General features: G+C 62.2%; 11 protein-coding genes. 8 read left to right on the forward strand and 3 right to left on the reverse strand.

Annotated elements, in window-relative coordinates:
* Positions 1-15: 15 nt before the first annotated feature.
* The gene (locus BCA01S_RS30330) at positions 16-549 is read right to left on the reverse strand and encodes a TlpA disulfide reductase family protein (RefSeq protein ID WP_027780122.1); all 534 of its coding nucleotides are present in this window, start codon (positions 547-549) and stop codon (positions 16-18) included.
* A 216-nt stretch (positions 550-765) separates the two neighbouring features.
* Between BCA01S_RS30330 and BCA01S_RS30335 the strand changes: the two genes are divergently transcribed.
* On the forward strand, positions 766-1473 hold the full coding sequence (locus tag BCA01S_RS30335; protein ID WP_084167006.1) for a hypothetical protein: 708 nt from the start codon (positions 766-768) through the stop codon (positions 1471-1473).
* Positions 1474-1805: 332 nt separating this feature from the next.
* Here the strand turns inward: BCA01S_RS30335 and BCA01S_RS30340 are convergent, their stop codons facing one another.
* Complete coding sequence (locus BCA01S_RS30340; protein WP_027780124.1) at positions 1806-3380, reverse strand: YifB family Mg chelatase-like AAA ATPase; 1575 nt, start codon at positions 3378-3380, stop codon at positions 1806-1808.
* A gap of 126 nt (positions 3381-3506) precedes the next feature.
* On the reverse strand, positions 3507-3761 hold the full coding sequence (locus BCA01S_RS30345) for an accessory factor UbiK family protein (protein WP_020067052.1): 255 nt from the start codon (positions 3759-3761) through the stop codon (positions 3507-3509).
* 441 nt (positions 3762-4202) lie between these two features.
* Here BCA01S_RS30345 and BCA01S_RS30350 point away from each other — a divergent pair, with 441 nt between their 5' ends.
* The 7 genes from BCA01S_RS30350 (at position 4203) to ptsP (ending at position 11919) form a co-directional block, all read left to right on the forward strand.
* Positions 4203-4541 (forward strand): P-II family nitrogen regulator, encoded by a 339-nt coding sequence (locus BCA01S_RS30350; RefSeq protein ID WP_006048089.1) that lies wholly within the window; start codon positions 4203-4205, stop codon positions 4539-4541.
* 45 nt (positions 4542-4586) lie between these two features.
* Positions 4587-6080, forward strand: a complete 1494-nt coding sequence (locus tag BCA01S_RS30355; protein ID WP_027780125.1) for an ammonium transporter — start codon at positions 4587-4589, stop codon at positions 6078-6080.
* A gap of 250 nt (positions 6081-6330) precedes the next feature.
* The gene (gene gshA / locus BCA01S_RS30360) at positions 6331-7620 is read left to right on the forward strand and encodes a glutamate--cysteine ligase (protein WP_027780126.1); all 1290 of its coding nucleotides are present in this window, start codon (positions 6331-6333) and stop codon (positions 7618-7620) included.
* Positions 7621-7785: 165 nt separating this feature from the next.
* A complete protein-coding gene (gshB, locus tag BCA01S_RS30365; protein WP_027780127.1) occupies positions 7786-8742 on the forward strand; it encodes a glutathione synthase in 957 nt (318 codons plus the stop codon).
* Between the two features lie 341 nt (positions 8743-9083).
* Entirely contained in the window at positions 9084-9572 is a 489-nt protein-coding gene (locus BCA01S_RS30370; protein WP_027780128.1) for a PTS sugar transporter subunit IIA, read from the forward strand.
* Between the two features lie 80 nt (positions 9573-9652).
* Positions 9653-9922, forward strand: a complete 270-nt coding sequence (locus BCA01S_RS30375; protein WP_020067048.1) for an HPr family phosphocarrier protein — start codon at positions 9653-9655, stop codon at positions 9920-9922.
* A 248-nt stretch (positions 9923-10170) separates the two neighbouring features.
* Positions 10171-11919 carry a phosphoenolpyruvate--protein phosphotransferase gene (gene ptsP / locus BCA01S_RS30380; RefSeq protein WP_020067047.1) on the forward strand — a complete coding sequence of 583 codons (1749 nt, stop codon included), beginning with the start codon at positions 10171-10173 and terminating at the stop codon, positions 11917-11919.
* Positions 11920-11957 lie beyond the last annotated feature (38 nt).

An 11957-nucleotide genomic window follows, 5' to 3' on the forward strand; every position in this document is an offset into this window, starting at 1 on the left:
TGGCTCTCGCCCGGCTCAAGCAGCGTTCAACGCCTTTTCCAGCAGCTGGTCGAGTTCCGCGAACTGCGGCTCGCCGACATAGCGCTTCAGAATCTTGCCGTCCTTGTCGACCAGGAAGGTGGTCGGCGTGAGCTGGACGTTGCCGAACTGTTTCGCGGCCGAGCCGTCGTCCATGGCGACCTTGAACGGCAACTGTCGCGTCTGCGTGTAATTGGTCACGTACATGGGCGCGTCGTAGCTCATGGCCACCGCGACAAATTCCAGCCCTTTACCTTTGAAGCGGTTATAGGTCTGGACCATCTGCGGCATTTCCTTCATGCATGTATCGCAGCTCGTCGCCCAGAAGTTGACCAGGTAGACCTTGCCTTTCAGATCAGCAGTCGAGACTTTCTGGCCCGACAGCAGCGTGAAAGTCGCGTCGGGCACGCGCTGTTGGCCGGCGAACGCAAAATAGCCAGCCACGCCGATCGCAATCGCCACGACGGCGGCGATCACGTAGCGAAGAGGATTCGTGCGCCTGACGGCGGTGGTCGACGTGATGGTACTCATGAACGGAACCTCGGAAATCGCGAAATGGCGTGGGACAGCAAGTGGGCCGGGGCTTCGCGCCCGCTGCCCCATAGCGTGGCTATTGTAGTCCTATTCGAGCAAGGCGGCAGCGAGCGCCCGCACCGGGCGCATGCCTCGCGCGGGCTGCGGCTAGTTGCGGCCGGTTCCCCGGCAGCGTGCCGTTTCCGCTGACGCTTCTCAAGCTGCCAGCGGATAATGTCGCTTTATGCTCACGTCATTGGCCCGTTTCTCGGGCGCCTTGTTCCCATGCTCCAGATCGTTTTTCGCGTTTTCCGTCTGTTCACCCAACTTCTTTCGCGTCTCGTTTCCGGCTTCGCCCGCAATCGGAATACAGCGGATCAGAAACCGCCCGTGGTTTCGCGCGTGCATCCGGCCGTCCGCGTGGGGGCTTGCGCGCTCGCCATATGCGCGGCTCTGAGCGGCTGCTCGCCGACTTTCGACTGGCGCACCATCATGAATAACGACAGCGGTTACACGATCGATCTGCCGGCCAAGCCAGGCAACGATCAGCGCGCCGTACAGATCGAGGGAGCGCCGATGCAAATGGCCATGCAAACGGCCGAAGCCGGCGACGCCGTGTTCGCGGTCGGCACGATCACGCTGCCTGACGAAAGCGAGGCGACGCAACGCAAGGCGCTCGACTTTCTGCGTAACGGTCTGGCGCGCAACATCGGCGCGGAGCCAGATGCGCACGCCGTGCAAATTCCACTCGCGGCCGGCGGCAAGGTGCTGGGTCTGGAAATGAAGCTGAGCGGGCAAGCCGGCTCTGGCCACGAAAAGCGCACCGTCTATGCGCGGCTGGTAGCGCGACGACGGCATGCATATCAAGCCGCGATCATCGCTTCACAGCCGCTGCCACAGGAGCAGGTCGACCAATTTTTTTCGTCTTTTCAGCTGTATTGAAAGCGGTAGTTCTGGCCGATTCAAGGTGCGACGGATCCATTTGTGCAGTGAAAGTTCCGTCGCAAGTTTGCACGCTAATTCGCGGTTTACGTTGAAGTTTTCCACTTGGCTCCGTGTCCTGTGGATAACTCTGTTGAGAACTCCCGATTTTTTCGCGCAGATGCCCGCCCCATGGGCATTTCGCCTGTCCGTGCGCCCGCCGGCCCGAATAAAAAAGTGTTTTAAATCAACAATCTTGCTCGAGAGGCTTCTGCGTACCTTTCAGATGTTTCTAAATTTATCTGGAACGCGCGCATGTGCATAAGTCAAGTCTTGACAGCACATTTTTCTCCTCACCCAGAGCCAAAAGCACGTCGGTACTGAACGGCCTCGCCGACCTGTGCAGCGCTCGGCATGCTCGTCCCCGCGAGGTCCGCGATGGTGCGCGCCACCTTCAACACACGGTAGTAAGCGCGGGCCGACCAGCCGAAGCGCTCGCCGGCCTCGCGCAGTAGCGCTTCGCCGGCTGTGTCGGGCCGGCAGACGGCGTCCACCTCTTTTCCACTTAGCTCGCGGTTGGTTTTGCCTTGCCGCGCCACTTGTCGCTCGCGCGCGGCATTCACCCGGCTCGCGATAACCGCGCTTGTCTCGCCAACGGCGTTCGACCGCGCGGAAAGCTCCGCCGACGTGAGCGCAGGCACTTCGAGCTGAATGTCGATGCGGTCGAGCAACGGCCCCGACAGCTTGCGCAGGTAGCGCGCCGCGATCTCGGGCGTGCAGCGGCAACGTCCGTTCGGATCGCCGCGCCAGCCGCAAGGACATGGATTCATCGCCGCGAGCAATTGGCACGCTGCGGGAAAATCGGCCTGCAACGCTGCGCGAGAGATGGTGATGCGACCGGCTTCCAGCGGTTCGCGCAGTGTTTCCAGCACGTCGCGGTCGAACTCGGGAAACTCGTCGAGAAAAAGCACGCCAAGGTGAGCCAGCGTGATCTCACCCGGTTGCGGAGGGTTGCGCCCGCCGACCAACGCTGCGGCGCTCGACGAATGATGCGGCGCGCGAAACGGCCGCCGGCGCCATTGCGAGGGCGAGAACCCTGTGCGGCTTGCGGAGAGCAAGGCTGCCGAACTGAGCGCCTCGTCGTCGGTCATGGGTGGAAGCAGACCCGGCAGGCGGGCGGCGAGCATGGATTTGCCAGCGCCCGGCGGCCCGATGAGCAGCACGTGATGTCCGCCGGCCGCGGCGACTTCGAGTGCCCGGCGCGCGCCGCGCTGGCCGATCACGTCGCCCATGTCGGGCACGGCGGCAGGCGTGAACTGTGCGAGGTCGGGTGCGGCGACCGGATAGAGGCGCGCTTCGGGCGCGTCGGCCAGATGAGCGCACAGCGACGGCAGATCACTCGCGCCATAAACATCCACGCCGGGCACGAGCGCAGCCTCGGCTGCGCTTGCGGCGGGCAGATAAAGTTGCGGGTTGCGGTGGGGCGGTGCGCGCGTGGCCATGCATTCAGCGGACGTGTCGCCCGCTGCCGCGCTGCGCGCGGTGCCACACGCCATCGCGAAAGCGCCGCGCATGGGACGCAGCGCGCCCGTCAACGACAACTCGCCGGCGAACTCACGATGAAGCAGCGATTCCACGGGAATCTGGCCGCTTGCCGCGAGAATGCCCAAGGCGATAGGCAGGTCGAAGCGGCCGGATTCCTTGGGCAAGTCTGCGGGAGCGAGATTGACGGTGATGCGCCGCACGGGAAAGTCGAAGCCGCAGTTCTGCAGCGCCGCCCGCACGCGCTCGCGGCTTTCGCGGACTTCCAGATCGGGAAGTCCGACGATCGAAAAAGACGGCAACCCGTTCGCGAGGTGCACCTCGACGGTTACTTCGGGCGCGCGGCCAGAGGCCGGCGCGCGACTGCGCACCACGGCAAGCGACATGTTTTCTCCCGTCGGACGGTGCGCGACTAACGCGCCCCAATCACCTTAATACGCTGATGACGTCACGGCTCGCTTGCCTGTGATGTGCAGCTAGATGCAGCTACTGCGCTGCCAGAGCGACAGGCGTCAGGAAGTTTGCGTGACCGGAAGTTTCTGTTCGAGTTCTGCGACGCGACGCTCCAGTTCTTCGAGACGCGCGCGCGTTCGCACGAGCACCTGTGTCTGGGTATCGAATTCCTCACGCGTGACCAGATCGAGCTTGGAGAAGCCTTGCGACAGCATGGCTTTCACATTGCGTTCGACGTCTTTGGCCGGCGAATTCTTGAACAGCTCGCTCATGCGGGCCTGAATGTCGTTAAAAACATCGTTCGGTTGTTTCATGGTGTTCCCCTTGGTGCACAAAAAATGTGCAGCGTTTCATTGCGTCTGTGCCTCGCATCTGACGATGCGCTGTGTTGGTGCGCTGGCCCTTTCAACTCACGGCGGCGTGAGCCCCTTTGGTGCGCGCTTCCTGTTTCGGAACCTGCGGACACTCTAGCAACGATCCCTGCACCGCGCCACCGGGCGGGGCGCGCGTTAGCCATTCGGACAAGAGCGGCTGAGTTGCTCGGAAAGCCCGCACGGGCGCAGTTTGACACAACATGGCATATGAGTTGCTTTTACTGCCCCGCGCGCACTGCCGGCACCATTTTCCGGCAGCGAAACGAGACCACGCGGACGGTTACGAGTGCCAGCCAGGCTTTCTGCATGTGGAACGCAGATTGATTGAAGCAGGCTGCAACGGGTTACGCAAACGGGTTACGCAACTAAGCGAGGGATTTCATGAAACTCATCACCGCAATCATCAAGCCGTTCAAGCTCGATGAGGCGCGCGAAGCCTTGTCGGCGATCGGCGTCTCGGGCATCACGGTCACAGAGGTCAAGGGGTTCGGCCGTCAGAAGGGTCACACGGAGCTGTATCGCGGCGCTGAATATGTCGTCGATTTCCTGCCGAAGGTGAAGATCGAGGCCGCTGTCTCGGACGACATCGTCGATCAGGCGATCGAGGCGCTGGAGCGCGCGGCACGGACCGGCAAGATCGGCGACGGCAAGATCTTCGTCACGCCGATCGAGCAGGTGATTCGGATTCGCACCGGTGAGACCGGCGCGGACGCTCTGTAACACCAAAAGATAGCGACACAGATAAGCGACAAGAGGAAACGAAAGATGCGCAAACTATTGATGTCCCTGCTGATGGCCGGTTCGCTACTCGCGGGCGGTGTCGGCGCCGCGCTCGCGGACGACGCTTCCGCTCCCGCAGCCGCCTCGGCCGCTGCTTCCGATACGGCAAGCGCGCCGGCACCGGACGCTTCGGCCGCCGCCGCAGCTTCGGCGCCCGCGGCTGAAGCATCGGCTGCACCCGCAGCGAGCGCCGCCGCCGCACCCGCGGCATCGGACGCCGCGCCGGCCGCACCGACCGCGCCGTTCTCGGTCGATTCGTCGAAGATCAATTCGGGCGACACCGCCTGGATGCTGACCTCCACCGCGCTCGTGCTGTTCATGACGATCCCGGGTCTGGCGCTCTTCTACGGCGGCATGGTCCGCAAGAAGAACGTACTCGCGACGCTGATGCAAAGCTTCGCGATCACCTGCCTCGTGACGATCATCTGGACGGTGGTGGGCTACAGCCTCGCGTTCACGCCGGGCGGCTCGTTCATCGGCGGCTTCTCGCGCGTCTTCATGGCAGGCATGAACTACATCAAGGGCGACAAGGCTACGACGCTGACCGTCAGCCACCTGGCCCCGACGATCCCGGAAACGGTCTACTTCGTCTATCAGATGACGTTCGCGATCATCACCCCGGCGCTGATCACCGGCGCGTTCGCAGACCGTATGAAGTTCTCGGCGATGCTGGTGTTCATGGCGCTGTGGTCGATCATCGTCTACTCGCCGATCGCGCACATGGTCTGGGAACCGACCGGCTGGTTGGCTAGCGCGGGCGTCCTCGACTTCGCGGGCGGCACGGTCGTGCACATCAACGCCGGTATCGCGGGTCTGGTGTGCTGTCTGGTGCTCGGCAAGCGCGTCGGCTACGGCAAGGAAGCGATGGCTCCGCACAACCTCACGCTGACGCTGATCGGCGGCGCGATGCTATGGGTGGGCTGGTTCGGCTTCAACGCGGGTTCGGCGGTGGCCGCAGACGGCCGTGCCGGTTTCGCGATGTTCGCAACGCAAGTAGCAACGGCAGCCGCGGCACTCGCCTGGATGTTCGCCGAATGGGCGGCCAAGGGTAAGCCTTCGGTGCTCGGTATCGTGTCGGGCGCGGTGGCTGGTCTCGTGGCGATCACGCCGGCTTCGGGCTTCGTCGGTACGCTTGGCTCGCTCGTGATCGGTATCGTGGCCGGCGTAGTCTGCTTCTGGGCGGCAACGTGGCTCAAGCACAAGCTCGGTTACGACGACTCGCTCGACGCGTTCGGCGTGCACTGCGTCGGCGGTATCGTGGGTGCGCTTCTGACCGGCGTGTTCGCGGTCAAGGACATCGGCGGCTTCGACGGCAGCGTGCTGCTGCAAGCCAAGGGCGTGCTGACGACGCTGATCTACAGCGGCGTGGTGAGCTTCATCCTGCTGAAGATCATCGACATGACGATGGGTATCCGCGTGACGGAAGAGCAGGAACGCGAAGGCCTGGACGTCAGCCTGCACGGCGAACACGTCGAATAAGGAAGTGGCTTGACGAGCCCGTGCTCCCGGGCTCGATGAATATTCAGGAACAAGCACGAACAAGCACAGCGCTTTGGCCCGCCTTCACGGCGGGCTTTTTTCTTGCTCGCTATCTTGTTAACAGTTCTTTTTCCTGTCTATCATTGCGATAGAGACAATGCATTCTGGTTAGCTTGCGAATGGAGAAAGCGTCCCCAAATGGGCAAAGCATTTGCTCTACAATCTTTTTTCTCCAGTCTGCGAGTGATCAATGGTTCCGCACCTAGTTACGGCGTTAAACGGCCCGCTGCTCGATCTTGAGCGGAAGATCCTCGACGCCACTCCCGCAATCGAACGCTGGTTCCGCCTCGAGTGGCAGGAGCACACGCCGCCGTTCTATTGCTCGGTCGATCTGCGCAACGCAGGGTTCAAGCTTGCCCCGGTCGACACCAATCTGTTTCCCGGCGCTTTCAACAATCTGCCCCAGGAAGTGCTGCCGCTTGCCGTGCAGGCGGCCATGGCGTCGATCGAAAAAATCTGCCCGGACGCCAAGAACCTGCTCGTGATTCCCGAGCGCCACACGCGCAACGCGTTTTATCTGGAGAATGTCGCCCGGTTGGCCGCGATCATGCGCCAGGCCGGCTTGAACGTGCGTTTCGGCACGCTCGACGAAAGCATCAACGGACCCGTCACCATTGCGCTGTCCGACGGACAGAAACTCGTGCTCGAACCGCTCGAGCGCTCGCAGCGTCGCCTTGGCCTGAAGAATTTCGACCCGTGCTCGATCCTGCTGAACAACGACCTGTCGGGCGGCATTCCGCCGGTGCTCGAGAATCTGCACGAGCAGTATTTGCTGCCGCCGCTGCATGCCGGCTGGGCTGTTCGCCGCAAATCGAAGCACTTCTCGTGCTATGACGACGTGGCGAAGAAGTTCGCGAAGATGGTCGAGATCGATCCCTGGATGATCAACCCGTACTTCGCGCATGTGGAGGGCGTGGATTTTCAGGAGCGCACCGGAGAGGAAGCGCTGGCCGATGCGATCGACGGCGTATTGAAGAAGATTGCCAAGAAGTACCGCGAGTACGGCATCTCCGAAAAGCCGTATGTCGTCATCAAATCGGACGCAGGCACTTACGGCATGGGCGTGATGACCGTGCACGACGCGTCGGAAGTGGCCGCGCTCACCAAGCGCGAGCGCGCGAAGATGGCAGCCACGAAAGACGGCCTGGAAGTGCACGACGTCATCGTGCAGGAAGGCGTGTACACGTTCGAGCGCATTGGCGAAGAAGTTGCGGAGCCGGTCGTCTATATGATCGACCGGTACGTGGTGGGCGGTTTCTACCGTGTGCACGGCAGCCGCGAGCGCGATCAGAATCTGAACGCGCCGGGCATGCACTTCGTGCCGCTCGGTTTCGAGCATACGGCGCTACCCGATGCGCACGCCAAGCCCGGCGCGGCGCCGCCGAACCGCTTCTATATGTATGGTGTGGTGGCTCGGCTCGGGCTGCTGGCCGCATCGGTCGAGCTGGAAAAGACCGATCCGGAAGCGATCCAGGTTTAAGCTCGGCCGCGCGAGGGCGGCCTGAATGCGGCGCGGAGGCGCGCACGCCGCCCGCGCCGTTTTCACCCACGACATTCGCGCTCGACTTCACTCGCAAATTCACGCGCAATTTCACGCGCAGTTTCACGATCAACGCCAGGCCCAGCAGGGCGCAACGGGACCTTCATGGACATTCTTTTCATCGCCGATCCGCTTACGCAGTTCAAGATCTACAAAGACTCTACTTACGCGATGATGGCCGAGGCCGCGCGCCGCGGTCATACGCTGTACACGTGCGAGCCGAAGCATCTGGCGTGGACGGGCGGCGACGTCGAAGCAAGCGTGCAGCGCTTTGCGATCACCGGCGACGTGACCGACCTGCATCGCGATATCTGGTACGCAGCGGAAGCCGCCGCGCCGCGCGCGCTCAAGAGTTTTAGCGCGGTGGTCATGCGCAAAGACCCGCCGTTCGACATGGAATATGTCACGTCCACGTGGCTGCTCGAAATGGCCGAGCGCGCCGGGGCACGCATCTTCAACAAGCCGCAGGCGATCCGGGATCACTCGGAAAAGCTCGCAATTGGCGAGTTTGGGGAATTCGTCGCGCCCACGCTCGTAACACGCGATCCAGCGCGGCTCCGGGCATTTCACGAGCAGCACGGCGACGTGATTCTGAAGCCGCTCGACGGCATGGGTGGCATGGGCGTATTCCGCGTGAAGCCGGATGGCATGAACCTCGGGTCGATCATTGAAATGCTGAGCCACGACGGCACGCGTTCGGTGATGGCGCAGAAGTTCATCCCCGAGATCAAGGACGGCGACAAGCGCATTCTGCTGATTGGCGGCGAAGCCGTGCCGTACTCGCTCGCCCGCATTCCGCAAGGCAACGAGGTGCGCGGCAACCTCGCGGCAGGCGGACTCGGCGTAGCGCGTCCGCTGACCGATCATGACCGCAAGATCGCCGATACGCTCGCGCCGGTGCTGGCGGCGCGCGGTCTGCTGCTCGTCGGGCTGGACGCGATCGGCGACTGGCTCACGGAAGTCAACGTGACGAGCCCAACGTGCTTTCGCGAGATCATGGATCAGACGGGCTTCGACGTCGCGGCGATGTTCATCGACGCACTGGAGCGCGCGGCGGGTTGAGCGGTCGTCCTTGAATGTGGGCGGCGCCCCCCAAACTACATGGCAGAATCAGCATCACGTCCGCTCAGAGCGGGACGCCGGCTTAGGCCCCAAAACGGGCCTGCTACAATGCCCGCTCTTCGCGTCCGTTTCTGGCGATAGGCTTTTGCACCGGGCCATCGGCACGAATAGCGGACCCGGAACGAGCGGATTCAGCGTGCGCCGGCACGGCGTCATGCTTGTGATTCCGCTCATGAAGTGGTGCATTCCCGGCTCTCATGGCCCACGGCCGGCCGAGAGCGCGAGCGTTTCGGAGAGGTTCCGATCCACGTTTGGGGCCGTCTTTTTGCAGTAAGGCTGACATGGCAGGCATTCTGATCATTGCGCACGCTCCGTTCGCCACCGCGTTGCGCGACTGTATTTCGCATATCTACGGTGGCTTGCCGGCTCGCATCGGCGTGATCGACGTATCGCCCGATTGCGATCCCGCACAGATGGTTTCTTTCGCCGAGGCGGAAATCGCGCGCTTGAAGGAAGAGAACGGCGCACTCGTGCTTACCGATATGTTCGGCGCCACGCCCGCGAACATTGCCGGGCGGCTTGCCTCGGTGCCGGACGTGCGCGTGCTGTGCGGCGTCAATTTGCCGATGCTGGTGCGCGCGGTCTGTTATCGCGCCACGCCGCTCGACACGCTGGTGGACAAAGCGCTCGCCGGCGCGACCAAGGGCGTTCATGCAATCGGACCGGCAACGCCCGCGCCCGCTGAGTCGTCGGCGGCCTCGGCCGACTGTCTGCCCGCGTTGCCTTGCGACGCGGAACTCGTCCAGAAGGCTGGGCCAGCAGGCTTGTAGCGCATCGCATTGCAAGTGCATAACCACTGTCTGGCAGTTTCACTTTCACAACAACACTTACCAGCGCTTCGGACCATCACATGCTGCAACAGGAAACGACTATCGTGAACAAGCTGGGGCTGCACGCGCGCGCGTCGGCCAAGTTGACTCAACTGGCGGGCAACTACCAGTCGGAAATCTGGATGAGCCGCAATGGCCGCCGTATCAATGCGAAAAGCATTATGGGCGTGATGATGCTGGCCGCGGGTATCGGCAGCACGGTGTTGATCGAAACCGAAGGCCCCGACGAAAAAGAAGCGATGGACGCACTGTTGAAACTGATCGCCGATAAATTTGGCGAAGGTCAGTGAACTTGCGAATCGATATACCGATGAGTGAAGCGCCGCGGCTGTCCGCGGCGTTTTTTTTAGCGCGCGACAATATACGGATCTCGTCGGCGAATGCAATGATGCATGGAGCGCAACGACTACGGTCTTTCGTGCTGCATTGCACACAGCATTCACGCACGTGCGCGACGCGGTGGAATTTATAATGACGACGAGAGTCTGAGAGCACTGCAGCGGTTTGCCGCGGCATCACACAACTAGAGGAGGTGCGCGTGTCTTTCACGCTGCATGGAATTCCCGTGTCACGCGGTATTGCCATCGGGCGAGCCTATCTGATTGCCCCGGCTGCACTTGACGTAGACCACTATCTGATCGAACCCGCGCAAATCGAGAGCGAGGTCGAGCGATTTCGCGCGGCCCAGCAACGCGTGCATGAAGAACTCGATGCGCTGCGCGCAGATCTCGCCGCGGACGCGCCCAGCGAAATGGGCGCTTTCATCAACGTACATTCAATGATTCTGAACGACGCAATGCTCGTTCAGGAAACCATCGATCTGATTCGCACACGCCGCTACAACGTGGAATGGGCGCTGACCGAACAGCTCGAACGGCTCTCGCGCCATTTCGACGATATCGAAGACGAATATCTGCGCGAGCGCAAAGCCGACATCGAGCAAGTGGTGGAGCGCGTGCTGAAGGCGCTGGCCGGCGCCTCGGGCTCGCTGGTGAATGGCGTGCACGGTGCGTGCGACGAAATGATCGTGGTCGCGCATGACATTGCGCCTGCCGACATGATGCAGTTCAAAACGCAAACGTTTCAGGGTTTCGTCACGGATCTCGGCGGGCGTACTTCTCACACGGCTATCGTCGCGCGCAGCCTGGGCATTCCGGCGGCGGTCGGCGTGCAGCACGCGAGTGCGCTGATTCGCCAGGACGACCTGATCATCGTCGACGGCGACCACGGCATTGTGATCGTCGATCCCGCGCCAATCGTGCTGGAGGAATATTCATACCGGCAGAGCGAAAAAGCGCTGGAGCAGCGCAAGCTGCAGCGCCTCAAATTTTCGCCGACGCAAACGCTGTGCGGCACGCGTATCGAACTGTGCGCGAACATCGAGTTGCCGGAAGATGCGCGGGCGGCGGTCGACGCCGGCGCGACCGGTGTTGGCCTCTTCCGCACCGAGTTCCTGTTCATGAATCACAAGCACCGCATGCCCGAAGAGGAGGAGCAGTTCGAAGCCTACCGGCGCGCGGTCGAGTTGATGAACGGTCTGCCGGTCACGATCCGCACGATCGACGTGGGCGCCGACAAGCCCCTCGATTCGATGAGCGGCGGCGACGGTTATGAGACCGCGGCGAACCCCGCGTTGGGGCTCAGGGCAATTCGCTGGAGCTTGTCCGAGCCGCAGATGTTCCTCACGCAATTGCGCGCGATTCTGCGCGCGTCGGCGTTCGGCACGGTGAAGATTCTGGTTCCGATGCTCGCGCATGCGCAGGAGATCGATCAAACGCTTGACCTGATACGCGAAGCCAAGCGTCAGCTAGACGACGCCGGGATTGCGTACGATCCGAACGTGCAGGTCGGCGCGATGATCGAGATTCCCGCAGCGGCCATTGCGTTGCCGCTCTTTCTCAAGCGGCTGGATTTTCTGTCGATCGGCACGAACGATCTGATCCAGTACACGTTGGCTATCGACCGGGCGGATAACTCGGTCGCGCATCTGTACGATCCGCTTCATCCGGCGGTGCTGCATCTGATCGCCTTCACGTTGCGCGAAGCGAAGCGGGCGGGGGTGCCCGTGTCGGTGTGCGGAGAGATGGCGGGCGACCCGAGCCTGACGCGTCTGCTGCTCGGTATGGGCCTCACCGAGTTTTCAATGCATCCGAGTCAATTGCTCGTGGTCAAGCAGGAAGTCTTGCGCTCGCATTTGAAAACGTTAGAGAAGCCTGTGGCAGATGTGCTCGCTTCGTTCGAGCCCGAAGAAGTGCAAGCAGCGCTTAAGCGCGTGGCGCAAGCCTGATCGACATTCGCTGCTCTGAACGAAAAACGCCGCACATG

Source organism: Paraburkholderia caledonica NBRC 102488 (assembly GCF_000685095.1).
In the GTDB taxonomy this organism is placed as follows: Bacteria; Pseudomonadota; Gammaproteobacteria; order Burkholderiales; family Burkholderiaceae; genus Paraburkholderia; species Paraburkholderia caledonica.

What these genes read in the sequence shown, in the direction of transcription:
- BCA01S_RS30330 (WP_027780122.1), bottom strand. Translation starts at nt 549, where the DNA reads ATGAGTACCATCACGTCGACCACCGCCGTCAGGCGCACGAATCCTCTT.
- BCA01S_RS30335 (WP_084167006.1), top strand. Translation starts at nt 766, where the DNA reads ATGTCGCTTTATGCTCACGTCATTGGCCCGTTTCTCGGGCGCCTTGTT.
- BCA01S_RS30340 (WP_027780124.1), bottom strand. Translation starts at nt 3,380, where the DNA reads ATGTCGCTTGCCGTGGTGCGCAGTCGCGCGCCGGCCTCTGGCCGCGCG.
- BCA01S_RS30345 (WP_020067052.1), bottom strand. Translation starts at nt 3,761, where the DNA reads ATGAAACAACCGAACGATGTTTTTAACGACATTCAGGCCCGCATGAGC.
- BCA01S_RS30350 (WP_006048089.1), top strand. Translation starts at nt 4,203, where the DNA reads ATGAAACTCATCACCGCAATCATCAAGCCGTTCAAGCTCGATGAGGCG.
- BCA01S_RS30355 (WP_027780125.1), top strand. Translation starts at nt 4,587, where the DNA reads ATGCGCAAACTATTGATGTCCCTGCTGATGGCCGGTTCGCTACTCGCG.
- gshA (WP_027780126.1), top strand. Translation starts at nt 6,331, where the DNA reads ATGGTTCCGCACCTAGTTACGGCGTTAAACGGCCCGCTGCTCGATCTT.
- gshB (WP_027780127.1), top strand. Translation starts at nt 7,786, where the DNA reads ATGGACATTCTTTTCATCGCCGATCCGCTTACGCAGTTCAAGATCTAC.
- BCA01S_RS30370 (WP_027780128.1), top strand. Translation starts at nt 9,084, where the DNA reads ATGGCAGGCATTCTGATCATTGCGCACGCTCCGTTCGCCACCGCGTTG.
- BCA01S_RS30375 (WP_020067048.1), top strand. Translation starts at nt 9,653, where the DNA reads ATGCTGCAACAGGAAACGACTATCGTGAACAAGCTGGGGCTGCACGCG.